The 24,193-nt window shown below is 30.9% G+C and carries 23 protein-coding genes; 2 read left to right on the top strand and 21 right to left on the bottom strand.

Annotated elements, in window-relative coordinates:
- Nucleotides 1-3: 3 nt before the first annotated feature.
- The 9 genes from OCU47_RS05120 to glpK all read right to left on the bottom strand — a co-directional run bounded on the left by OCU47_RS05120 (nt 4) and on the right by glpK (nt 10,053).
- Complete coding sequence (locus OCU47_RS05120; protein ID WP_261827517.1) at nt 4-879, bottom strand: branched-chain amino acid ABC transporter permease; 876 nt, start codon at nt 877-879, stop codon at nt 4-6.
- 29 nt (nt 880-908) lie between these two features.
- Nucleotides 909-2,054: an ABC transporter substrate-binding protein gene (locus tag OCU47_RS05115; RefSeq protein ID WP_261827516.1), complete on the bottom strand. Its 1,146-nt coding sequence runs from the start codon at nt 2,052-2,054 to the stop codon at nt 909-911.
- A gap of 347 nt (nt 2,055-2,401) precedes the next feature.
- Complete coding sequence (locus tag OCU47_RS05110) at nt 2,402-3,016, bottom strand: hypothetical protein (RefSeq protein WP_261827515.1); 615 nt, start codon at nt 3,014-3,016, stop codon at nt 2,402-2,404.
- A 26-nt stretch (nt 3,017-3,042) separates the two neighbouring features.
- On the bottom strand, nt 3,043-4,491 hold the full coding sequence (locus OCU47_RS05105; RefSeq protein ID WP_261827514.1) for a DEAD/DEAH box helicase: 1,449 nt from the start codon (nt 4,489-4,491) through the stop codon (nt 3,043-3,045).
- Between the two features lie 12 nt (nt 4,492-4,503).
- Entirely contained in the window at nt 4,504-5,355 is an 852-nt protein-coding gene (locus tag OCU47_RS05100; RefSeq protein ID WP_261827513.1) for a DegV family protein, read from the bottom strand.
- 133 nt (nt 5,356-5,488) lie between these two features.
- Entirely contained in the window at nt 5,489-5,836 is a 348-nt protein-coding gene (locus OCU47_RS05095) for a DUF1667 domain-containing protein (protein WP_261827512.1), read from the bottom strand.
- A 1-nt stretch (nt 5,837) separates the two neighbouring features.
- A complete protein-coding gene (locus OCU47_RS05090) occupies nt 5,838-7,088 on the bottom strand; it encodes an NAD(P)/FAD-dependent oxidoreductase (protein WP_261830586.1) in 1,251 nt (416 codons plus the stop codon).
- Between the two features lie 15 nt (nt 7,089-7,103).
- Nucleotides 7,104-8,531: an NAD(P)/FAD-dependent oxidoreductase gene (locus tag OCU47_RS05085; RefSeq protein WP_261827511.1), complete on the bottom strand. Its 1,428-nt coding sequence runs from the start codon at nt 8,529-8,531 to the stop codon at nt 7,104-7,106.
- 25 nt (nt 8,532-8,556) lie between these two features.
- A complete protein-coding gene (glpK, locus tag OCU47_RS05080; protein ID WP_261827510.1) occupies nt 8,557-10,053 on the bottom strand; it encodes a glycerol kinase GlpK in 1,497 nt (498 codons plus the stop codon).
- 262 nt (nt 10,054-10,315) lie between these two features.
- Here glpK and OCU47_RS05075 point away from each other — a divergent pair, with 262 nt between their 5' ends.
- Nucleotides 10,316-11,149 (top strand): CvfB family protein, encoded by an 834-nt coding sequence (locus OCU47_RS05075; protein WP_261827509.1) that lies wholly within the window; start codon nt 10,316-10,318, stop codon nt 11,147-11,149.
- A 59-nt stretch (nt 11,150-11,208) separates the two neighbouring features.
- On the opposite strand, the gene OCU47_RS05070 is transcribed toward OCU47_RS05075, so the two are convergent.
- The 11 genes from OCU47_RS05070 to OCU47_RS05020 form a co-directional block, all read right to left on the bottom strand.
- Nucleotides 11,209-12,324 carry an SLC13 family permease gene (locus OCU47_RS05070; protein WP_261827508.1) on the bottom strand — a complete coding sequence of 372 codons (1,116 nt, stop codon included), beginning with the start codon at nt 12,322-12,324 and terminating at the stop codon, nt 11,209-11,211.
- A 134-nt stretch (nt 12,325-12,458) separates the two neighbouring features.
- Nucleotides 12,459-12,896 (bottom strand): ACT domain-containing protein, encoded by a 438-nt coding sequence (locus OCU47_RS05065; RefSeq protein ID WP_261827507.1) that lies wholly within the window; start codon nt 12,894-12,896, stop codon nt 12,459-12,461.
- Nucleotides 12,897-12,906: 10 nt separating this feature from the next.
- Nucleotides 12,907-13,788 carry a homoserine kinase gene (thrB, locus tag OCU47_RS05060; protein WP_261827506.1) on the bottom strand — a complete coding sequence of 294 codons (882 nt, stop codon included), beginning with the start codon at nt 13,786-13,788 and terminating at the stop codon, nt 12,907-12,909.
- Between the two features lie 18 nt (nt 13,789-13,806).
- Nucleotides 13,807-15,315: a threonine synthase gene (thrC, locus tag OCU47_RS05055; RefSeq protein WP_261827505.1), complete on the bottom strand. Its 1,509-nt coding sequence runs from the start codon at nt 15,313-15,315 to the stop codon at nt 13,807-13,809.
- Between the two features lie 130 nt (nt 15,316-15,445).
- On the bottom strand, nt 15,446-16,474 hold the full coding sequence (locus OCU47_RS05050; RefSeq protein ID WP_261827504.1) for a galactose ABC transporter substrate-binding protein: 1,029 nt from the start codon (nt 16,472-16,474) through the stop codon (nt 15,446-15,448).
- 111 nt (nt 16,475-16,585) lie between these two features.
- Nucleotides 16,586-17,686 carry an amidase domain-containing protein gene (locus OCU47_RS05045; protein ID WP_261827503.1) on the bottom strand — a complete coding sequence of 367 codons (1,101 nt, stop codon included), beginning with the start codon at nt 17,684-17,686 and terminating at the stop codon, nt 16,586-16,588.
- A 17-nt stretch (nt 17,687-17,703) separates the two neighbouring features.
- Nucleotides 17,704-18,615 carry a M15 family metallopeptidase gene (locus OCU47_RS05040; RefSeq protein WP_261827502.1) on the bottom strand — a complete coding sequence of 304 codons (912 nt, stop codon included), beginning with the start codon at nt 18,613-18,615 and terminating at the stop codon, nt 17,704-17,706.
- A 201-nt stretch (nt 18,616-18,816) separates the two neighbouring features.
- Entirely contained in the window at nt 18,817-19,029 is a 213-nt protein-coding gene (locus OCU47_RS05035; protein WP_261827501.1) for a hypothetical protein, read from the bottom strand.
- 162 nt (nt 19,030-19,191) lie between these two features.
- A complete protein-coding gene (locus tag OCU47_RS05030; protein WP_261827500.1) occupies nt 19,192-19,617 on the bottom strand; it encodes a GNAT family N-acetyltransferase in 426 nt (141 codons plus the stop codon).
- 39 nt (nt 19,618-19,656) lie between these two features.
- A complete protein-coding gene (locus tag OCU47_RS05025) occupies nt 19,657-20,607 on the bottom strand; it encodes a GNAT family N-acetyltransferase (protein WP_261827499.1) in 951 nt (316 codons plus the stop codon).
- Between the two features lie 105 nt (nt 20,608-20,712).
- A complete protein-coding gene (locus OCU47_RS05020; protein ID WP_261827498.1) occupies nt 20,713-20,847 on the bottom strand; it encodes a hypothetical protein in 135 nt (44 codons plus the stop codon).
- A gap of 218 nt (nt 20,848-21,065) precedes the next feature.
- Between OCU47_RS05020 and nagZ the strand changes: the two genes are divergently transcribed.
- The gene (gene nagZ, locus OCU47_RS05015; RefSeq protein WP_261827497.1) at nt 21,066-22,307 is read left to right on the top strand and encodes a beta-N-acetylhexosaminidase; all 1,242 of its coding nucleotides are present in this window, start codon (nt 21,066-21,068) and stop codon (nt 22,305-22,307) included.
- A 48-nt stretch (nt 22,308-22,355) separates the two neighbouring features.
- Here nagZ and OCU47_RS05010 read toward each other — a convergent pair whose 3' ends face one another.
- Entirely contained in the window at nt 22,356-24,152 is a 1,797-nt protein-coding gene (locus OCU47_RS05010; RefSeq protein WP_261827496.1) for an urease accessory protein UreH domain-containing protein, read from the bottom strand.
- Nucleotides 24,153-24,193 lie beyond the last annotated feature (41 nt).

The raw sequence follows: 24,193 nt of genomic DNA, 5'->3' as shown, positions 1-24,193 counted from the left end.
AAATTACACCTTCTCTCTTACTGTTTTACCTAACAAACCTGATGGCTTAAGTAGTAAAACTAGAATTAAGATTCCAAAAGCTATAGCATCTGATAAACTTGTAGATATATAAGCTTTCGTAAAGGTTTCTGCTACACCCATAAACAGTCCACCGATAAGAGCTCCTGGTATAACACCAATTCCTCCTAACACAGCAGCTACAAAGGCTTTGATTCCTGGCATCATTCCCATATAAGGATCTATACTAACCCAAGAAATAGCCACCAAAACTCCTGCTGCTCCTGCCAATGCAGATCCTAAAGCAAATGTCATAGATATTGTATTATTAACATTTATCCCCATTAGAGAGGCTGCTTCCATATCATAGGCTGCAGCTCTCATTGCCTTTCCTGCTTTAGTCTTATATACTATGAACTGTAATAACAATACTAAAATTATTACTGTTACAAATGTTACAATTTGAATATTTGACATTTTTATTGGACCATATGATATCTTTCTCGCAGAAATAAGTTGCGGAAAGGATTTTGTGTCTGGTCCTACTAAAAATCTAGTTCCATGCTCTAGAAGTAATGAAACTCCTATTGCTGTTATAAGCAAAGTTATCTTAGGTAACTTTCTTAATGGCTTGTAAGCTATTTTCTCAACAAGAATTCCTATTAATGCAGATCCAATCATTGCTATTAATAGAGTAGGTATAAATGGTAACTTTAATTTTACAGCTGCGAAGAATCCTATGAAGGCACCTAGCATATATATATCTCCATGTGCAAAGTTAATTAACTGTATTATACCGTACACCATGGTGTATCCTAATGCTATAAGAGCATATATGCTTCCAAGTGAAAGTCCATTAACTAATTGGTCTAATATTTCCATTTTGCTCCCCCTTCCTCCTAATTTAAAATCTATGGATTAATCTTTTTAGCTAGAGTTTTCTTTCCTCCATCAACTTTGATGATTACAGAGCCTTTTACTGCATTTCTATCTGCATTAAATGTAATCTTTCCTGTTACACCATCTAACTCTGTAGATTTTAATGCTTCTTTTATTTTTTCTCCGTCTGTGCTGTTAGCTTTTTCAATAGCTTTTATCATTATTTTAGCTCCATCATAGCCTAAGGCTGCTAAAGCATCTGGGGTCTTATTATATTCCTTCTTATAACTATCAACAAATGTCTTAACTTTTGCATCTTGATCTTCTGAGAAGAAGTGATTAATATAATAAGAATTATTCACAGCATCTCCACCTAATTTAATTAAATCTTCTGATTCCCAACCATCTACTCCAAGTAATGTTGCGTTTATTCCAAGATCTCTAGCATTTTTTGCTATAAGTGCTGATACATTGTAGTAATCTGGTAACAATATAGTATCAGGATTTGAGTTTTTAATTTTAGTTAGCTGTGCATTAAAGTCCTTATCCTTATCGTTATAAGTTAAAAATTCTGTTACTTTTCCTCCATCACTTTCAAATTGCTTTTTGAAAGATTCTGCTATCCCTTTTGAATAATCTGAACCTACGTTATATAAAACAGCAGCATTTTTCTTATTAATTTCCTTAGCATATTTAGCTAAAGTTTCTCCTTGATAAGAATCAAGGTAACACGCTCTAAATGTATATTCTCCACCAACTTTTGTAACATTAGGTTCTGTAGCTGTAGGAGTTAATAATGGCATTTTATTTTGTGTTGCATTTGGCACTACTGCTAAAGTAGCTCCAGAAGTAACTGGTCCAAGCATAGCAACTACTTTTTCATTGTCAACTAGAGTATTATACGCATTTACAGATTTAGTTTGATCTGCTTCATCATCTTCAACTACTAGCTTGATTTTCTTACCATTAATACCACCCTTATCATTAATTTCTTTTACTGCTAATTGTGCTCCTTCCTTAGCTGATACCCCAAAAGTTGCCACTGGACCTGTCAGTGGTGTAATCATCCCTATTTTAATTTCATTACTGTTAGCTTCACCTGCCCCCTTTGAACATCCTGCAAAAAGTGCGCATGCCATTGCTAATGATACTGCTCCAAATAAAATTCTTTTTTTCATAAATATTGCCCCCTTCGTTTAACATTGTAATAATAATATCACGATATTGTAGTAATATCAATAATATTTTTTGCATTTCTTTAATAATATTTTATATTTACTTATATTATATTATTAAATTGTAATTTAATAACTTGTAATATATAAGTCTAATTTAATATCCTTGGAAACACATAAAATATATTGCAAAAATAATATCTATCCCTATTATGTGTAAATTGATTGTTTTTATTATCACTTAAATATAAAATATAATTTCAAAAATAAATAAGGACAACGAAATTTCTTTAAAATTCCGTTGTCCTTATTAAAATAATCCTTATTACTTATTATCTACTGCTTATCAACTATTGCTTATTATTCATCTTACCAAATATAATTGTCATAAGTTGATCTGTTGGTTCTATCTTCCACTCACTCTTGACCTTAGTCAATTGTATTGTTACTTCTTCAGTCTTTTTAGGAACATCTTTACTTTCCATTATCTTTGTTATTGCCTGTTGCATTTGTTTTGCAGATTGTTCCTTGCTTACATTAGCTTTTGTCACTGCACCCTTACCTTTAGTAGCTGCCTGCTGCATCTTCATTTGTTGCATAAGAATCTTGTTAACAGCATCCATATCCACAGAAGTAACTTTAGCTTTAATTTTAGCTGAATTGCCATCCTTCTCTTGTGAGATTATTTCATAATCTAGGTTCTTAAGCAAAGCTTTAAGATAATTATTAGTCGTTTCATCTTGAAAATTTATCTTTGTTAAATCTCCATTACTAGACTTAGAATTATCATTTTTCTCAGCAGTATCCATAAGACCAAGTGGTTTTGCAATATTATATTGCTTCAAAGAATCCATAAATGTACTTGCAACTTGCTTTGGATCTTGGTTTGGAAGACATCCCATAAATGCTAATGGTATAGTCACTGTCATAATGCTTGCTAATATTATTTTCTTTAACTTATTCATAAATACTCTCCTCACTATATCTTAAATTAATCTTTTGCAATTTGTACTTTTAATGGCTTACCCTTGATTGTAGTTTTTCTTAAACCATTCAATACTATTTTGCCCTTGCCATTTAATATATCTACATAAGATACATTATCTTGTATGTCAATTATGCCTATGTCTTCAGCAGTAAGTCCTTGTATATTACAAACTGCTCCAACTATATCTCCAGCTCTAATCTTCTTCTTTTTGCCTCCATTAAGATATATTTTCATTATATCTTTCTTTAAAGCATCTGATTTAATCTGCTTAGCTTTTGGCTTCTCTCTTAGCCTCTCTTCAAAAGCTTCTAAAGCTAAAGTAACATCCTTTTCCTTTGGCTCCTCGTCTTTTTCAATTTTAAGACTAATATACTCTTCAATCTCAGTAAAAAATCTATCCTCAAATGGTGTAACAAATGTCGTCGCAAGTCCTTCTTTACCTGCACGTCCTGTCCTGCCTATTCTATGAACATAACTTTCTTTTTCTAAAGGAATATCTACATTAATAACCTCAGTTATATTTTCTACATCTATACCTCTAGCGGCTACATCTGTAGCCACAAGGAAAGGAAATTCACCTCTTTTGAAGCTTTGCATAACTTCCAATCTATCTTTTTGCAACATTCCGCCATGAAGTCTTTCACAAGGATACTTTCTGTTCTTTAAGAAGTTGCATACCTTCTCTACATTATCTTTTGTTCTGCAAAACATAATACAAGTTTCTGGATTATCTATAATTAATATCTTTTCTAATAAGTCTAACTTACCATTTTCTTGTACTTCAAAATATCTATGCTTAATTTTCTCAGTAACTAGAGCTTGTGATTTAATTTCTATGTTACTTGGATTTTTCATATACTTCGTGCAAAGCGATAATATTTCTTCAGGCATAGTTGCTGAAAATAATAAAGTAACTCTCTTTTTGGGTAATAAGTCTATTATTTCACCTACTTGCTCGATAAATCCCATATTAAGCATTTCATCAGCTTCATCAATTACTAGATATTCTATTTTTTCTAAACTCAAAGTTTCTCTTTTAATATGATCCAAAGTTCTTCCTGGTGTTCCCACAACAACATGAGTTCTTTGCTTTAATTCCCTAGCTTGAATACTAAAAGGCTGCTTTCCAAATACAGCAGTACATTTAACTCTTTTGAATTTGCCTATGTTAGAAATGTCTTCCTTAACTTGAACACATAGTTCTCTTGTAGGTGTTAAAACTAATGCTTGAGGTTTATTTTCTTCCCATTGAATTCTTTCACATAAAGGTATTCCAAAAGCAGCCGTTTTACCACTACCTGTTTGTGATTTTGCTATTATGTCTTTATTATTCAAAATTAAAGGAATAACTTCACTCTGCACTTTTGAAGGCTTTTTATAGCCAAGTAAATCAATTGCTTTTAGTACTTCTTTACTCAAATTGTATTGTTTAAAATTTATCTCTTTCTCCATTCGCTTACCTCATTATTCTTTAGTAAAATATGTTACCCCAGTAGTTCCTGGCCCCACATGCAATCCTATAACTGGTCCTATAGAACACACTGTCGCATCAATATTTAACAATTCTTTTATCCTTAATGCTATTTGTCTTCCTTCTTCTTCTGCATTAATATGATGAACTACTACTTCACCTATACCCTTACTTTCATTGATTTCTACTAAATGATTTAAAAATCTATCTATAGCTTTTTTCTTTGTTCTTACCTTATCAAAGACAGTAGTTTTACCGTCTTCCACTGTCAATATAGGTTTAATTTGAAAAATAGTGCCTAAAAATGCAGCTGCACCACCAATTCTTCCACCTTTTTTTAAGTATGTTAGAGTTTCAGGCGCAAATATAAACTTACTATTATCTCTTACCCATTCAGCTCTTTTTAATACTTCATCCATGCTACCATTATTCTTTGCAACTTTTGCTGCTTCTATTGCTTGAAATCCCATCTGCATACAGTTGGTGCGCGAATCTTGTATCTCTATGTTGGCTTGAGGATATTTTTCCAGTATTAAATTTTTTGCTAAATGAGCGCTTGAGTATGTGCCACTCATATCTGAAGATATAAAAATAGCTAAAATATCATCTCCATTAGCAACTATTTCTTCAAAAACTTTATATAATTCATCTATACTCGGTTGAGATGAGGTAGGAATTTCTCCTTTTTCCTCCATCTCTTTATAAAAGGTGCTGTTATCTATATCTACTTCTCTTACACTTTCCTTCCCAAAAACGAAGTTAAGAGAAGTTATCCTAATATCATATTCCTCTTTTATATCTTGTGGTATATAACTTGTACTGTCTGTAACAATTTTTATTCCCATGTTGTTCCCTCTTTCTAAAAAAGTTCCCTTTTGAAATTTATCATTATTAATTATACACTTTTAATGCAAGCCATACAAACAAAAGATTTTATTTAAAGTATATACACATAATTATTTTTTAAGATCCATTCTTTTAATCTATGCTTTTAGTAGCAATCACATTAGCTCCTGATTCCAATACATTCTTAATAATTATTTGACCTATAGTGACTGGTGCCTTTATTTCTACCTTATTAATTTCCTCAATACATTTAAAGGTTAAATTTTTAGAAATAGGCTTATCAGTCTTTACAGGAACAACCTTTTGAATTCCATTTACTACTTTGACAGTACTTGTAACTACTCTAACCGGATTTGTAACCTCATCAATACCGTACTTCTGTCCCCTCGGACATCCATTGCCACTTACCTTCTTATTTTCTAAATCTACTTTAAGATGACATCCCTTTGGGCAACAAATACAAATTAGTTCTTTTTCCATATTACTCACCATCCACTACAGAAATTTCTATAACTGATTTTGCTTTCTCTACTTGTTCCTTAGTAAGTAAAATTTTCTCCATTTCAGAAGGTGCAAGATGAGATTTCTTAAATTCAGCAATAATATCTTCTCCACTTTTTACTACTAATTTTTTATTTGTATATACATTATTTACTCTAAGAAAAATTGTAACCTTATCTTCTATGTTACTAACATTTATTTTTTGTGGCACTGTATAATTTACCTTGTCACCATTTACAACTTCAATACAATCTCCACTTTTTAATTGATTCTTAATATACTTTGCTGCATTTTTACCAGCTCTTCTTGATTCCTCTGTAACAAAATCCACCAAATCATGAACATGAACAACATTACCACATGCAAAGATTCCTTCTTTTGAAGTTTCCATACTTTCATTTACCACTGCACCATTAGTTCTTCTATCTAGCACAATTCCTGCATTCTTAGTAAGTTCATTTTCGGGAATTAATCCTACTGATAATAATAAAGTGTCACAAGAAATTTCTTTTTCAGTTCCCTTAATAGGTTTTCTTCTATCATCAACCTTCGCAATAACTACCTTATTTAATCTGGTTTTTCCTTCTACATCAATAATTGTATGAGAAAGATATAAAGGAATATCATAGTCTTCTAAGCATTGAACAATGTTTCTGTTCAAGCCATTAGAATACGGCATAAGCTCTACCACGGCCTTCACTTTGGCACCTTCAAGTGTCATTCTTCTTGCCATAATAAGTCCAATATCTCCTGAACCAAGAATCACAACTTCCTTGCCAACCATGTATCCTTCCACATTAATATATCTTTGCGCAGCTCCTGCAGTAAATATACCTGAAGCTCTATCCCCTGGTATGTTTATTGCTCCTCTTGTACGCTCTCTACATCCCATAGCAAGCACTATGCTGCTGGCTTCTATGCTAATATAGCCGTCCTCTGAATTTATAGCATGAATTGTTTTATCCTCTATATTAAGTACCATGGTATCCAACTTAACTTCAATATTGGTATTTTTAATTAAATCAATAAATCTTGCTGCATATTCAGGACCTGTCAATTCCTCATTAAATGTGTGCAGACCAAAACCATTATGAATACATTGGTTTAATATTCCTCCAAGCTCCTTATCTCTTTCTATAATTAATATACTTTTTATACCTTGTTCATAAGCCTCATAAGCTGCGGCAAGACCAGCTGGCCCACCACCAACAACTACTAAATCATATTTCATCATCTCTACACCTCCTTATTTAGTTTTACCAAGCAAAATATAAGATTGTTCTCTATCTAACATTATATCTTCTATATTCTTATTTAGTTCTCTTGCTAATATTTCTTGAACCCTTGGTCCACAAAAACCTCCTTGACATCTACCCATACCAGGACGGCATCTTCTCTTCACCCCATCCAAGGTTGTAGCTCCCAAGGTTCTATTTATGCTTTGTACAATTTCTCCCTCTGTAATTCCTTCACATCTACACACTATCCTACCATATTGAGGATTTTGTTTTATGATACTGGCCTTTTCTTCATTAGAAAGGTCCATAAAACAAATATGCTCTCTTTTAGGATTGAATTTTTCATTTTCTTTAAGCTCTAATCCAGCTCTATTAATCATTTGAACCACTTCATCTGCAATTGCTGGTGCTGAAGAAAGTCCTGGAGATTTTATACCAGCTACATCAAAAAAGTTCTTTACATCCTTAGCCTCTTCAATTATAAAATCATCTCTATCTGACAAGGCTCTGAGTCCTGCAAAATTTCTAATTTCTTCTCTAAAATTAATTTTATCTGTAGTTTTACTTGAAGTTTCCTTTATTTCTTCTAGAGTTTCTAACGTTGTTTTTATGTCTTCTATATCATTAATATCCTCTGAACTTGGTCCTATCAAAAGATTTCCATGAACTGTTGGAGTCACCAATACTCCTTTGCCTTTAGTAGAAGGGCATTGAAATACTGTATGATTAACTAAAGTACCCTGACTTTTATCCATTACATAGTATTGTCCTTTTCTTGGTTTAATTTCAAAAGACCTTTCTGCTATCATATTATGGACCTTATCCGCATGAACACCTGCTGCATTTACAACGTACCTTGCATCAATTTCTTCTCCAGTTGATAGTGTTAATCTGAAATTATCTTGCTTTCCTATCTCCATCACTTCTGAAGATAGTCTAATTTTTCCTCCATTATCAATAGCATTCTCCACCAAAGCAATAGTAAGTTCATATGGTCCAACAATTCCTCCTGTAGGTGCACTTAAGGCTCCCTTAACTGAACTATTTAAATTGGGTTCTAACTTTAAAACAGTTTCTCTATCTAGAAGTTCAAGCCCTTTAACTCCATTTCTCTTCCCATTTTCCAAAAGTTCTTTTAAACTCCTCATATCTTCATCAGAAAATCCCAAAATAAGAGAACCATTTCTTTTAAAAGGCACTGACAACTCTTTACATAGTTCGTCAAACATCTCATTTCCTTTGACATTATATTTTGCCATAAGTGTTCCATTCTTAGGATCATAGCCTGCATGGACTATGGCAGAATTAGCCTTGGAAGTCCCCATAGACACATCATTTTCTTTTTCTATTATTATAACTTTTAAATTAAACTTAGTAAGTTCTCTAAAAATCGAAGCACCAATAATTCCTGCACCTATTATAGCTACATCATACATAATATTCCCTCCCTAAAATCACTATTTATTCTTCTTCCCATTCCATAGATCTAGTAACTGCCTTTTTCCATCCTTTATAGTATTTTTCCATCAGTGCAATATCTTCTTTTGGCATAAAGGAATCTTGCTTATACCATAAGTCAGAGATTTCCTTTTTATCCTTCCACAACCCTACAGCAAGTCCTGCTAAATAAGCTGCTCCTAAAGCTGTAGTTTCTGTGATTATAGGCCTTACCACCTCTGCTCTTATCAAATCTGCTTGGAATTGAGCCAGAAAATTATTTCTGCTTGCTCCACCATCAATCTTCAATCCCTTTAACTTAACCCCAGATTCTTCTGTCATTGCATTGATTACATCTAGAGTTTGATATGCTATAGATTCTAAAGCTGCTCTTATAATATGATTTCTATTTGATCCTCTTGTTATTCCTAAAATAGCTCCTCTAGCATACATGTCCCAATATGGTGCTCCAAGACCAACAAAGGCTGGCACCACATAAACACCACCATTATCTTTTACTTTTGAAGCAAAATAATCAGTGTCACCTGCATCATTAATAATTCTTAATTCATCTCTTAACCATTGAATTACTGCTCCTCCAATAAATACAGATCCCTCTAAGGCATACTGAACTTTTCCATCAATTCCAATGGCTATTGTAGTTAACAGCCCATTCTTACTTTGTACAAGTTCTTCTCCTGTGTTCATTAACAAAAAACATCCTGTCCCATAGGTATTTTTTGCACTTCCCTTTTCAAAACATACCTGACCAAAAAGTGCAGCTTGCTGATCTCCTGCTATGCCTGAAATAGGCACTTTTGCTTCTGACTCTCCTCCCAAATCCACTTCTCCATATATTTCTGAAGAATTTCTAACCTCTGGTAATATTTCTTCTGGAATATTAAAATATTCAATAAGCTTCTTATCCCACTTTAATTCTTTTATATTAAAAAGCATTGTTCGTGATGCATTTGTATAATCAGTAACATGAACCCTGCCATTTGTAAGCTTCCATAACAGCCAAGTATCTACAGTTCCAAACAATAATTCTCCTCGTTTCGCCTTTTCTCTAGCACCTTCAACATTATCTAATATCCATTTAATCTTTGTTGCTGAGAAATACGCATCCACTATAAGGCCTGTAGCTTCTTTTATATAATCTGCAATACCATCTTCTTTAATCTTTTCACAAAGACTCGCAGTTCTTCTACATTGCCATCCTATGGCATTATAGATAGGCTTACCAGTATTCTTATCCCATATTATAGTAGTTTCTCTTTGATTCGTTATTCCTATAGCAGCAATTTCATTTTTATCTATATTAGATTTTGCTATAACTTCTTGCATTACTCCATATTGGCTTGCCCAAATACTCATAGGATCCTGCTCTACCCATCCTTCCTTCGGATAGAAAATTGGAAATTCTTTTTGAGCTATGCCCATAATATTCTGCTCTTTATCAAAAATAATTGCTCTTGAACTTGTTGTCCCTTGATCTAACGCTATTACATATCTTTTCATTCTTATCCACCCCATTTTAGGTATAGAAAAATAACTACGCATATTGGTACACCAAATACGTAGCCTGTTTTTTCTTGTTAAATATCACAAATAGTTCTGTAATTGTTTTCACAAAAATTATATCATTGCAGGTTATTTCTGTCAATAACGCTTAAAATAACATAAAAATGCTAATAATAAATAATATATTCTTTAAAAAATTTCGCTTTTTTTAAATATTTATGTTAGAATGATTTCAGATTGAACTAGGAAGGTGAATTTATTGATAAAAATCGGTGAAATTAATAAGCTTGAAATAATAAAGATAACTGCATTCGGATATTATTTAAGAGAAGAAGGTGGTGTAGAAGAAATTCTATTACCAAATAGCAGTGTAAAAGGCGATATAGCAGTTGGAGATACTTTAGACTTTTTCGTATATAAGGATTCTGAAGATAGACCTATAGCTACTATGAAAACGCCTCTTGCAAAGGTTGGAGACATCGCTTCACTTAAAGTAGTTTCCAAAACTAGAATTGGTGCTTTTGTAGATATTGGTTTAGAAAAAGATATCCTTGTACCACTAAAAGAAACTGAGTTTCCATTAGAGGAGAATGAGTATTACTTCTTCTATGTTTATCTTGATAAAACAGAAAGAATTGCTGCTACTCCTCGTATTGACAAGAAACTTGAATATGTATCTCCTTATAATCCTGGAGATGACGTAACAGCTCTTGTATATGATTTTTCTGAAGCAGAAAGTGCTTTAGTGGCAGTTGATAATAAATACAGAGGACTTATACTAAAAAATGAATATTTTGTAAACCTAAAAAAAGGTGATGAAGTAAAAGGAAAAGTAAAAAAGATATATGAGGATGGTACTCTATCAATCACTTTAAGAACAGCAACTCACAGAGACGAAAGACTTTCTTTAGAAGATACTATACTTGAATACTTAAAGTCTCATAATGGTGTAATGCCTTATTGTGATAAATCTTCTCCTGATGATATAAGAAAGCAGTTTAATACTTCCAAGAACTACTTTAAAAATGCTCTTGGCGGCTTAATGAAAAAGAAATTAATTAAACAAGATGAAAATGGCACTACTTTACTTTAATGCATAATAAAGAAGCATTTTTACTAATCAATTAACTAGTAAAAATGCTTCTTATTTTTTTAGACTAATGCTATTTTTATTATAATACTTATAATTGCTAATATCACAAAATTATATATAGTAAAACTCTTTAAATATCTGCCTGCTTCATGCTTATATTCATTTACATATATTTTATATGAAATAACGCTTGCAAGGGAAGCAATTAAAGTTCCAAGTCCACCTATATTAACTGATAGCAGCAACTCGTTATAATGATGAGTAAAGCTTGAAAGTAACATTGCTGCAGGAACATTACTAATAATTTGACTTGCTAATATCCCTAGGACATATGTATTATTTGCTCCGTTCAACATTCCGCTCATAAATTCTTTTACAACAGTCATGTTAGAAATATTCCCTACAAAAATAAAAAAGCCTACAAATGTTAGCAACAGTGAATAATCAACCTTAGTAATTAACCTCTTATCTAAAATTATTACCGTAATTAATGTTACAATAAATGCTATTTTATAATCTAACATATGAAAAACTGAAAGCAAAATAATTATTAGCAACACTATAAAACATGTTAGCTTAAACCTATCCTTAACTTTTATGTCTTCTAAATTAAATTTAATGCTTGTACATTCACTTCGTAAAGTTATAAATAATAGTATTACTCCTCCAAGAATCACTACAGGTAATGTAATCATAAAAAAGTGCATAGGATTAATATTATAATATGTATATATAAATATATTTTGAGGATTTCCCATAGGTGTTAAGCTACTTCCTACATTGGCTGCTATAGTTTCAAGTACTATTGTTTTTAAGACATCCATATTGATGCTTTTTCCTATAATTATTGTAAGAGGAACAAATGTAATAAGTGCTACATCGTTTGTAACAAACATTGCAGCCACAAAAGTTATAAAAACTAAAGTTACACTTACAGACCTATAGCTTTTACATTTTTTTAAGATGGATATTGCTATAAAATCTAAAACCTTCAATTCCTTAAATGCGGCTACAATTATCATTAAATTAAAAAGCAACATTAATACTCTAAAATCTATATACTTCAGCTTTGGAATTGAAATGAATGAACTCATAATCGCTAAAATTAGAGCTATTACTAATACGCATTCTTTCTTTAGAAATTCAACTATATCTTTGGTTTTTAATAAATTCATTTTTTTCACACTTTCTAAAAAATATTTTCAAACATAGAAAAAAGAAATTCAAATAGAATTTCTTTTTAAATTCATATTATATTATATAACATTTCTTTTGCTATAAATAGTATTTCTGTTAATAAAAGCAGGTTCTACTCCAATGCAATAAGATCTACCTTCTCTACACCCTCTATACTATTTAAATAATCCAAAACTTTTAAAGTATCGCCTTCAATACCTGAAATGTCCATAGTTACGGTTACGTTGGCACGACCATTAATAGGTATACTTTGGTCTATAGTTATAATGTTGCCACCCTTTTCAGCTACTAAATTTAATATTCTTGATAAAGTTCCTGTTTTATGTCCCAATACCATAGAAAAAGTGCATTTCCTTCCTATAGCACTTTCTGAAAAGTCAAACACAAAATCTTTATATTTATAATATGCACTTCGACTTATACCAACTTTTTGTGTAGCTTCAGTTATTTCTGTAACTACACCTTCTTTTAAAAGTTCTTTTACTTCGATTACTTTTTCATAAACTTCTGGTAAAGCCCTTTTATCTATAATTAAATAATTACCCTTCATAAATAAACACCTATTTTATTATAGCACCTTGATTATTAATTTTTAACTCAATTATATCCCAATTCATCTTATTTTGCACTAACCAAGTTCTCATTTTTTCCTTAAAAAATTCTTTTTCTTCACTTATCGCCATTATAGTTGGACCTGCACCACTTAAATACACGCTTAATGCCTTGTTTTTATTGCATTCATTCATCACATCATCATAATTTTCTATTAATTTACCTCTGTATGGTTGATGAAATTTATCACTACAAGCTATTTTTAATAATTCATATTTACCTTGTGCAAATGCAGCTACTAGTAATGCTGCTCTAGAAACATTATAAACTCCATCCTTTAAACTTATTTCTTTTGGCAATACTTTTCTTGCTTCCTCTGTAGATAACATAAAATCAGGAATTAATGCATAAAAATTAACAACTTTATTTACTTCAATTTTAGAATAGTATGGTTTATTATCATCTAAAGCCGCAACAATTAACCCGCCTAGAAGAGCTGGTGCTACATTATCCGGATGTCCTTCTATTTCCACCGCAATATCTAAAATTTCGTCCTTTGATAATTGATAACCAGATATGGCATTAGCACCTATTACCCCTGCTACAATACACGAAGATGAACTTCCAAGCCCTCTGGCTATTGGAATATTCTGCTCAACCAATTTAATTTTAACACCCTTAGGTTTGAATTTAATTTTATTAAATAGAGCTTTCATTGAAACATATATTAGATTATTTTCATTACAAAATTCTTCTTTAAAACCTTCAAAGCATAGCCCCTCATCTATCTCATCAAATTCAAAAACATTAAACAAATCAAAACATAGTCCAATAGAATCAAATCCTGGTCCTAAATTTGCTGATGTAGCTGGTACACTAACCCTTACCATATTATTGCCCCCATTTTACTATAAATTTAATAACTTCTTTATTGCATCTCTCATCTCATCTTTCCTACATTCAGTTGAGTGCAAAACAGGAAGTTTATCAAGTTCCGCTAAAGAATGTGGAATATCTAGCTTACACTTTTCACTTAATAAATCTAAAAGAGCAAAATCCTTTTCTTCTTGCAATATTCCTAATGCCTTACAGATGCTCTCCGGAAATTTAAATGGTGAAGCTGTAGACGCAATAAGTGGTACTGTAGTATCTCCTGTATTGTGTTTATATTTCTCATATACAACATTAGCTACTGCCGTATGAGTATCAATCACGTAATTCTTTTCTTCGTAAACTTTTTTTATACTAGCATATACTTCTTCTTCTGTGGCATACCCTCCCCAAAAATGGGTGAACTTAGATTTAAGTTCTGCAGGGATAGAATAGATGCTCCTTTCTTGTAAATCGTTCATAAGGTTATTTACAAGTTCAGAATTTCTTCCACTAACTTCATATATAAGTCTTTCTAAATTTGATGAAACCAAGATATCCATTGATGGTGATTGTGTTAATACCAATTCCCTACGTTTATCATAAACTCCTGTTGCAAAGAAATCTGTTAGTACATTGTTCTCATTAGATGCACATATTAACTTATTAATTGGAAGCCCCATAATTTTACCATAATAAGCAGCTAATATGTTACCAAAGTTTCCTGTAGGAACTACAATATTTATTTTTTCATCTAAACTGATATCTCCTTTATTAACCATTTGAAAATATCCATAAAAATAATATACTATTTGAGGTATCAATCTTCCAACATTAATAGAATTTGCTGAAGAAAGTGAATATCCACTCTTTTCAATAAATTCATTAAATTTTTTATCATTAAAGATTTCTTTTACACCTTTTTGAGCATCATCAAAATTGCCATCTATGCTTACTACATCAACATTATTTCCTCTTTGAGTCCTCATCTGCATTTCTTGGATTTTTGAAACCCCATTCTTAGGATAAAATACTATAACTTTAAGTCCATCAATATCCTTAAATCCTTCTAATGCTGCTTTTCCTGTATCTCCTGAAGTTGCAGTTAATATAACAATTTCATTTTGAAAATTTAATTTTCTTCTTGCTTCAGTCATTAGTTGAGGAAGAAATAATAGAGCCCCATCTTTGAATGCACAGGTTGGGCCATGATAAAGTTCAAGAAAATTGTTTTTAACCTTAACTTCAAACTTATCTGTATATGCTCTTCCAATACATGCCTTTAATTCTTCTTCTTCTAAATCTGTAAAAAAAGTTTTCATAATTTCAAATGCAACTTGCTCATAAGTAGCTTCTACTTTATCTGTTACATTGTTTAAGAAAATTTTTTTTAAATCATTGTATTTTTCTTTTTCTATATAATATGGAACAAATAGCCCACCATCAGTGCTTATTCCTTTAAGCACTGCTTCTAGTGAAGAAAGCCCCTTTTCTCCACCTCTGGTACTTTGATATTTATTTTGTTCTTTTTCATTGCTTATTGCCATGTAAAACACCCCAAATGCATCTAATATATTTTGAAATCGCCCTTAAATAAATATTATCATGTACTTGTATGAAACACAAGTGTTTTTATCAAAAATCATATGTATTTATTTCGTAAACAAATTTTTATATCTACTTTACAATATACTTTGTATATGGTAGCCTAATTGCCACACCAGTTTCATCAAATTTATACTTAGTCCCATCTATAGCACTTTTACCGTTAACTAAATTCATGCCTGCTAAATATAATGCTTCTGCCATAGCTTGTGGATCTTGAACCACTGATCCTGACATATATCCTTTTTTTATTAATTCTTGAGCAGAGGGAATTGCGTCAACGCCAACTACAGGTAAGGTTTTTAACGGATTACCATTGTTGAAACCTTGAGCTTGCAAAGCTTCAATTGCTCCTTCTGCCATAGCATCATTATTTGAAATTATTACTTCTATTTTATCACCATATCTTAATAGTAATGCAGTCATAACATCCTTAGCTATATCCTTATTCCAATCACAATCTTGTAAAGCTATTTCTTCTGTAGGAATTCCGGCGTTATTAATAGTTAATACAGAATACTTAGTTCTATCTATAGCTTCTAAATTATTCTTTTCACCTTGCAACATTACATATTGCATGATATTATCCTTATTTCTATCAATAATATTCTTGTTCCTGTTCCAAATATCAATCAACATTTGGCCTTGTAAAATTCCAGCTTGCTTTGCATCAGTTCCAACAAAACATGCTTTACTATAGGAACGAATTGCCTCTATCGATACTGGTTCTCTGTTAAAGAAAACCACAGGCACATTGCTTTCCTTAGTCTTATTTACAACATCTCTCGTAAATTTCGTATCAACCAAATTGACCAGCAATAAATCTGTTCCTTTCATCAACAAATCATCAATTTGTCTATTCTGTACAGTCTGGTCATTATTAGCATCAAAAAAAGTAAACTCAACTTTCCCAGGATTCTGTTTTTGTATGTTTTCTAAGCTTTCTTTTACTAAAGATATAAATGGATCTAATCTATATAAAAATACGCCTACCTTTACTGGCCGTCCTTCAACAACTGCATTTACATTATATGAAAGTAACGTAGCTATTAAAAAAATTGGTATAATAATTTTTATTACTATATTTTTTAGTACTTTCATTTCTGCCTCCAAATTATTAATAATTATTTGAAAACTTATACTTTTACATATAAACTAATCTTTTATTATTTATGCTAGATTTTGAATTATACTTAATACTATGAAATTATCTTAATGATGAACTCTTACCAACCAATATTTTATGTTGGTATTACTCCAACCTAAATCCCAAGGAACCTCTCTTCTATCTGTATTATGGCAAGTTACTAAAGTGTATCCTTTTGAATCTGCTCCCGTAACCATTGATATATGGGTGATATCACCTTTTTTTTCATAAGCAACAAAATCCCCAGGTAAAAGTTTATATGATGCCTTATATACTTTTTCATAATTTCCATAAGATATCACTGAAGCTCTTCCACTATAAATCATATAGTCTTTGAAGCCATCAGCATTGACCCAAGATCTTGTGGCAGCTCCTTTTGAATCTACATTCCAACTAGAATTCATCTTAAACCCAGCACCTTCATGTAACATTTGAGATGCAAAATTGGCACAGTCTCCACCTTCAGAATTATAGTTTCTATATTTTTTATTATAATTAAATCCAGTTCCTTCATCATTTCCTGCTCCACAATAATCAAGTCCGTATTGTGCACATTTTTTTCGTCTTTCTTTTAAGTCTGAAAAATCTCTTGGTTTTTGTGCTAAAATATATTCTTTTATAGAATCCGTCTTCAATTTCTGTAAATTTAAAGAATCACCAAAAGGATCTTTGTACCATTCCTTCGTTATTATCCAATTCCCCTCCTTCTTAATTAATTGAATTATATGATAAGTTCCTATTCTACAACAATTTATATCTTCTTCCCCTTCATATACATATTTATATGCTGTGGAACAACTTAAACTTATGGAGGCAGAAGTTTCTCCTACTTTTACACGTCTTATCAATATATCTGGTGTTATATCTATAAATTTTACACCTTGTTTTTCTCCCCAGTTTTGTATGTATTTCATTTTCTGCTCTTCATATTCATACGCCCATTGGCCATATTTTGTTTTTTTATTGTATATATGCTGAACAATACTAAGATCTTGGTTTAAGATAGCCTTATTTCTATCTATAAACAATTTTTCTATAAACGAAACCACCTCTTCTTCTGAGGAGTTTGCAGAATTTTGTTCTTTTACAGGACTTCCATAGCAAAGGATTGGAAAAGTAAATATTAACGTCATCATTATTATTAGTAGCTTCCGAGCCTTATTCATTCCTTCATCCTCCTTAGTTATTGTAATTTATCGTCTATTAACTTTATTAAATTCATTATTTTATCATCTTTTTCATCTATACCCTTATACCAAGTATCATCTCCATTAAAGCTTTTGCCAAAATATTTTCCTTTTAATATTATCTCTGGTCTATATTCAAAATGCATTATATCAAAATAGCCCCATTTTCCTCCCCAAATAAAATTATTTCTTTCAAATATATCTATAAGTTCTTGTGGATACTTTGATATTCTCTTTGTCGCAGTTTCAGGTTTTGACCATTTCCAATAATCCGCACTATTGGTTTTTAAATCTATAGCAATACCAAATGCATGAGCACTCAATCTTCCAGCACCTCTTACATATCTATAGTTATAAGCACCACAAGTAGGGTATACATATGCTGCTATATTAGTGGTCTTTGAAACTTCATTTATTTCTTTAAACACATTTTTCAAAGCAAGACTTGCACCATTATTTTTGCTAAACCCATTGTTACCTACATACTCTATTTGTTTTTCTATTTGCGTTTGGCTATTACCGTAAACTTCAGAAAATAAAGGATAAACCCTTATTCTTCCTGGATTAAAACTTTTAGGTTGAACTGAATCTATTCTATCCATTGGATAAATCTGCTCCATCATATCTTGAAGATCACCATTGTTTAGTTTTTCTTCTTCATTTCTTACAATTTTATCATCATAGATTAATTTCTTTCCTGATTTTAATATTAAATAAACTTTATCTGCATTTACTTTTTCTATATCAACAATATATTCAGGATAAGCAAGCATAAGACAAAGTAAATCCCTCTTCATATTGATAAAATATCCATTCATTGACTCTCTAGGTTTTTCTAAGGCAGTAACAGTTTGTATATTGGCTAATAGCAAGCAAACCAATATTTTAAAGAATTTTTTTATCTTCATGAAATGATCTCCTTTCTGATGTAGAATAATCATTAATTATGTTTACCTATATAAATCATTTCTATGTAATATTAAGGTTTTTATATTTCTATAGTGTCCTTGGCAAATCAATGTGTTTATTTCCGCATTTACAAAAATTTTGAATTTGATTTTATTATAATATTTTAAAAAATAAAAAATGGACTAGCAAAATTGCTAATCCTATTGAACTAGATCTAACATTGTTAGAATTCCTTTTTCTTGACTTTGTTTAAGTATATTATTATATATTTCTGCCCATTCTTCTGGAGATGTTACTCCTATCCTATCTTCCTCAGATTCATTTTCCTTGTAGTATCTTTTAGAAAATATAAGTTCACTTCTAATTGCTTCTAGGATCTTTATTATTTCCATCTCATTAAATTTAATATCCACTTTAATCCCACCCTTCGAATCTTTTCTTTTCATATACATATAATAATTCTACTCTTTTTATTTTTTCCCTTTTTTTTCTAAATACTTTTTTACGATCCTTTTTTTCATATTATCATTATCTTTATATCACCAATGCTTTACATGCATATTGTGGGCTTCATGCTATAAATTCTTCTTCAAATAATATCGATTATGTCCCTTAGGACAATCTTCTAAAACTCCAAAAATTTCGTATCCATGCTTTAAATAGAAATCTTTTGCTTGAAAATCAAATGTATCTAAATGTATAAGATAAGCTCCTTTTTCTTTAGCAACTCTCTCAACTTCATTAAGCAGAATATTGCCATAACCACATTTCCTATTCTCTTCTTTTACCCACAACATATCTACGTAACAGCAATTCCAACAATACAATCTGCTATCTACTCCAGCAACGATTTGCCCTTCACTATCTCTTACTACTAAATTTACTGGTATAAAAGCTTTTTCTTGAATTAATGGTACTTTTGATAAGTTATATTCTACCAAGCCTCTTTCAACTACATTCAAATCCTCACTTGTAGCCTCTTCTATTCTATAATCTTTCATATAAAGTTCTCCCCATATCTAACTATTTTGTCTATATCCTCATTCATTTGCTGGAATATAAAGTTTTCTAAATTCAGTTCCCTTAACAAATCCAAGTTGGTGATAAACTGATTCTGCATCATTACCAAGGGTTACAAATAACCTTAATACAGGATACTTGCCTTGCAATACAGTTAACGCTCTTTTTAGCATTATTGAAGCTAAATGTCTGCCTCTATAATTAGGATTTACACCTATTGCATGAACCAATGGCCATTCCTCACAATAAGACACAAGACAAGCTCCAAGTAATTTATTTTCTTTTTTGCTATATATTAAAGTAGATGCTTCAAAAAATATATTTTCTTTACACCAATCAAAATACTCATCAACCTCTTCTAAATAATCTTTTACCGTAGGTTCTTGTCCAAGTTCATTAATTAAATGCTGATAATCTATGCTACCTTTAAAACTTAAATATAATAATTTAGCTATTTCCTGTTTATTATCTTCACTTGGAGTTTTTGTTATTATATCATCATCCCAAACTATATCAAAAACTTCAGTAGGTCTCATCATCCATCTTCTCTTTTTATCACACAAGAAGCCTAACATCTCAAAATATTCAAATTGTTCAGGTGAAATTTGATATGCATATATCTTTTTACTTGAATCTGACCATTTAATAAGTAATCTTTTTAGTAGTTTTAATATATCATAAACTTTAGTAAATGGAGGCACAAAAAATAATCTAGAAATAACATTAGGTTCTATTAAAACTCCTCCGATAATAATCTCATCTTGCTTTATCCAGTAATAACTTTCATTTTTTGCAAAAGGGTTATCTAAGCTTATTGCTGTACGCAAATCCCAATGCTTGACTGCAAATCTATTAATATTTTTATCTCCGTAAACTGATTCATATATTGAAAACTGTTCTGGATTAGCTCTCTGAATATAATATTGCTCAGATAGTTCATATCTCTCCATATTTTTTGACCAATTTCTCATATTTCTATTTTCTCCTCTTTATAATATAGCTAGCATCCATAACACTAAAGCTTCATATGAACAATAAGCTATTACATCTTCTAGTGTTATTTCTTCAATGCTTCCTTACTTACCTATTGTTTTAAATAACCTGCCAGATAGTTTCATTTTATTCATTGGATGAAAATTTATATTTATATTAATTGTAGGAATAAAAACTATATTAATGCTATTCTTTTTTCGTTTTTTATTTGTTTTCATAAATCATATCTCCCTTTATATCTATACTTATTTAAATAACTTCTAAAATTGAAATCTATTTTCTTATGAAATATTATACTATAAATTTTACAGTTACGCTTTTTTTTCCCTAAATATCCATCTTGCTTATATAACAAAAATCATCTTAATAGTAATAAGTATGTAATATACTTTTTTCAAGTATGGATATAATTTACTTAGAGGTGAAAATAATGAGAATGAAAAGATTAATATTTCCAATGCTCGTTTTAATTATGTTATTTACCTATGGATGTAACATTAATAGCTCAAATATAACTCCACCTTCTTCAAAGAATTCTAGTACCAAATCAAATAAATCAAACATTAATTCATCTATCTCATCTGATCCTATACAGCAAAAAATTAATACTATGACCTTAGATGAAAAGATAGGACAACTGGTTATCGCTGGTGTTGATGATTTTTCAAACAATGAACATTCAAAAACTTTAATTAACACTTACCATGTAGGCGGTTTTATTTTATTTAAACAAAACATTGATAACACAAACCAAACTATAAATCTACTTAATTCTTTAAAACAAACAAACTCCAATAGCAGAGTTCCACTTTTTCTTGGAGTAGATGAAGAAGGTGGCAGAGTTTCAAGGTTACCTTCAGAATTGAAAAAGCTTCCTCCCAATAAATCTATTGGAAAAATTAATAATACTAGTTTTTCAAATAAAATTGGGCAAGTACTTGGAGAAGAACTTAATTCTTTTGGATTTAATGTTGATTTTGCTCCAGTTTTAGACATAAACAGTAATCCTTTAAATCCTATTATTGGAGATAGATCTTTTGGAAGAAATTCTTTTATGGTTTCAAAATTAGGGATTGCCACAATGAATGGGATACAATCTAAAAATGTAATACCTGTAATAAAACATTTTCCTGGACATGGAGATACTTCAGTAGATTCACATATAGGACTTCCTATAGTAAATAATGATCTAAAAAGATTGAATGCTCTAGAACTAGTGCCATTTTCTAATGCAATAAAAAGCGGAGCAGATATGGTAATGGTAGCTCATATATTGCTGCCTAAAATAGATTCACAAAATCCAGCTTCATTTTCAAAAGTTATCATTACAGATATACTTAGAAAAAGCTTAAAATTCAACGGAGTAGTAATTACTGATGATATGACTATGGGAGCCATAGTAAAAAACTATAACATTGATGATGCAGCTGTAAAATCTCTAAACGCAGGCACTGATATAATATTAGTTTGCCATGATTTTGAGAAACAAACCTCTGTCTTAAATGCAATAAAAAATGCTGCTTCAAAAGGAACAATTTCTCAAACAGCTATAAATGGAAAAGTATATAGAATTTTAAAATTAAAGCAAAAATATAATTTAAAGGACTCCCCAAATCCATCTTTTAGCGTAGAAAATATTAACCACAAAATTTCTAAATTATTAAATGCCTATATGTAAATATTATAATAAAGAATCGCCATCAGACTCCTGACAGCGATTCTTTATTTAAAATATATATTTTTTACGTACATCCTCTAAATTAACACTTTTTAGCGAGTCTGAAACCTCAATTGCAAGTACTGCTGAATTATTATTGACAATATAATATGTTCCTAATTTATCTATATTGAAATCAAATTCCACAGTTCCTTTTTCCCCTTTGAAAGTATTTAATACATTCCCATTATCTTCATTAACTAAGCTAAAATTTGAATTAGCATTGTCAAATTCACTAAGATCTAAAATGAGTTTAGTTTTTATTCCTTTCTCTGCTACTATTACAAGTGGTTCAAATTCATAACCTGTTCCTTTTACTTTTATACTTTGAATACCATCAAGAATAGTTGCTTTTTTAATTAATCTATCTGTTGAAACCTTACTTATATCACTACCATATATGCTTGGAGCCTTTGAAGTAGTTGCAGGTCCTCCACCACAGCAACTCATTCCACTGCTTTGTTGAGGTACTGGCGCTACTTTTGATGTATCCACAGAATCAATATTATCCATAACCTTAATTACTCCTGAAATCATCCCCATCCAACAGCTAAAGTTAATATCACTATCCTTTGGCGTAAATTCAATTACATTTTCACCTGAAGTTAAAGTTTTTTGTATATTAAGTGATTGAACAACTATTGCATTATTACAAGAAGTTATTTGTTTCCCAGATATTATCCACTTAACAGGCATATTTTTTTGAACATAAAATACATTAGGTGTATACCCATTCCCATCTGCAGTCATATTTATTACTTGAACCCCATTTTCTATAGTTGGCTTAGCCACATTTGATTGGTTCGAGTTATCTTGGCTCCCTGACAAAACATTAGTTACTGTATTCATATTAGGTGTATTAACTCCAGCAAGAGCTAATCCTCTATTTCCCATTATTACTCCTAGAATAACTACTAATATTCCACTAAATCTTAATAATTTCTTTGTATATCCTTTACTTAAAAATCCTGATATAGCACCAAATAGCAACATTAACGGAACTGTTCCTAAAGAAAATAGAAACATTGAAATTGCACCATTTAGGGCACTACCAGTTCCTAAAGCATAAAGTTGCATTGTTTGCAATGGTCCACATGGCATCAGTCCATTTAGCATTCCCACTAAAAAAGGAGTTTTAGGCTTCTTTTTTACTGAACATGAAGACCAAGGTAATCTAATGTTGAACTTTCTAAAGGCTGAAAAACCTGCCATATTAAGTCCCATTATTATCATGAAAATCCCAGCAAATATCTGAAGTCCTGCCTTTACATGAATTGATAATGATAATACAGATCCTAATGCTCCAACAATACCACCAATTATAGTATAAGAAGTTATTCTTCCAGTATTATACAATATTGAAGGCATTAATGTTTTAAGCTTACTATTTTTTTCATTTGATATGCTTTGTGTAAGCATGATTCCACCACACATACCAACGCAGTGCACTGATGTAAGCATCCCTACTAAAAATAGTACAAAATATGAAGCTCCATTTAATTTAGCATTCATATCAAACCCTGCCGTAGAACTACCTAACAATAAAATAGCTGCAACAATAACAAAAAATCCGATGAATTTAATATTATTTGAATTCTCAGTACTATATCCTGATTTCTTAATTGCTTCTTTAAGTTGTTCCTTCGTGCATACTATATCATCATATTCAACATCTACCTGCTGATTACTATAACTAGCACTTACATTTTTAACTCCATTAACTTCCCTTAAGACTTTCTCTACTTTTTTCTCGCAGGAAGTACATGTCATATCATAAACTTTAATTACTTCTCTTTTCATGCTCATATTTTCCTCCATTAACTTTTTAGAATTGCTTATAAGCAACA

The sequence above is a fragment of the Clostridium sp. TW13 genome (genome assembly GCF_024345225.1).
In the GTDB taxonomy this organism is placed as follows: Bacteria; Bacillota; Clostridia; order Clostridiales; family Clostridiaceae; genus Inconstantimicrobium; species Inconstantimicrobium mannanitabidum.
This window is presented reverse-complemented; position numbering and strand designations above follow the sequence as displayed.

Excerpts from the sequence above, each read along its gene's own strand:
- OCU47_RS05120 (WP_261827517.1), bottom strand. The coding sequence starts at position 879 with ATGGAAATATTAGACCAATTAGTTAATGGACTTTCACTTGGAAGCATA.
- OCU47_RS05115 (WP_261827516.1), bottom strand. The coding sequence starts at position 2,054 with ATGAAAAAAAGAATTTTATTTGGAGCAGTATCATTAGCAATGGCATGC.
- OCU47_RS05110 (WP_261827515.1), bottom strand. The coding sequence starts at position 3,016 with ATGAATAAGTTAAAGAAAATAATATTAGCAAGCATTATGACAGTGACT.
- OCU47_RS05105 (WP_261827514.1), bottom strand. The coding sequence starts at position 4,491 with ATGGAGAAAGAGATAAATTTTAAACAATACAATTTGAGTAAAGAAGTA.
- OCU47_RS05100 (WP_261827513.1), bottom strand. The coding sequence starts at position 5,355 with ATGGGAATAAAAATTGTTACAGACAGTACAAGTTATATACCACAAGAT.
- OCU47_RS05095 (WP_261827512.1), bottom strand. The coding sequence starts at position 5,836 with ATGGAAAAAGAACTAATTTGTATTTGTTGCCCAAAGGGATGTCATCTT.
- OCU47_RS05090 (WP_261830586.1), bottom strand. The coding sequence starts at position 7,088 with ATGAAATATGATTTAGTAGTTGTTGGTGGTGGGCCAGCTGGTCTTGCC.
- OCU47_RS05085 (WP_261827511.1), bottom strand. The coding sequence starts at position 8,531 with ATGTATGATGTAGCTATAATAGGTGCAGGAATTATTGGTGCTTCGATT.
- glpK (WP_261827510.1), bottom strand. The coding sequence starts at position 10,053 with ATGAAAAGATATGTAATAGCGTTAGATCAAGGGACAACAAGTTCAAGA.
- OCU47_RS05070 (WP_261827508.1), bottom strand. The coding sequence starts at position 12,324 with ATGAATTTATTAAAAACCAAAGATATAGTTGAATTTCTAAAGAAAGAA.
- OCU47_RS05065 (WP_261827507.1), bottom strand. The coding sequence starts at position 12,896 with ATGAAGGGTAATTATTTAATTATAGATAAAAGGGCTTTACCAGAAGTT.
- thrB (WP_261827506.1), bottom strand. The coding sequence starts at position 13,788 with ATGGTAAGGGTTAGTGTACCAGCTACATCAGCAAATTTAGGACCAGGA.
- thrC (WP_261827505.1), bottom strand. The coding sequence starts at position 15,315 with ATGGCAATAAGCAATGAAAAAGAACAAAATAAATATCAAAGTACCAGA.
- OCU47_RS05050 (WP_261827504.1), bottom strand. The coding sequence starts at position 16,474 with ATGAAAGTACTAAAAAATATAGTAATAAAAATTATTATACCAATTTTT.
- OCU47_RS05045 (WP_261827503.1), bottom strand. The coding sequence starts at position 17,686 with ATGAATAAGGCTCGGAAGCTACTAATAATAATGATGACGTTAATATTT.
- OCU47_RS05040 (WP_261827502.1), bottom strand. The coding sequence starts at position 18,615 with ATGAAGATAAAAAAATTCTTTAAAATATTGGTTTGCTTGCTATTAGCC.
- OCU47_RS05030 (WP_261827500.1), bottom strand. The coding sequence starts at position 19,617 with ATGAAAGATTATAGAATAGAAGAGGCTACAAGTGAGGATTTGAATGTA.
- OCU47_RS05025 (WP_261827499.1), bottom strand. The coding sequence starts at position 20,607 with ATGAGAAATTGGTCAAAAAATATGGAGAGATATGAACTATCTGAGCAA.
- OCU47_RS05020 (WP_261827498.1), bottom strand. The coding sequence starts at position 20,847 with ATGAAAACAAATAAAAAACGAAAAAAGAATAGCATTAATATAGTTTTT.
- nagZ (WP_261827497.1), top strand. The coding sequence starts at position 21,066 with ATGAAAAGATTAATATTTCCAATGCTCGTTTTAATTATGTTATTTACC.
- OCU47_RS05010 (WP_261827496.1), bottom strand. The coding sequence starts at position 24,152 with ATGAGCATGAAAAGAGAAGTAATTAAAGTTTATGATATGACATGTACT.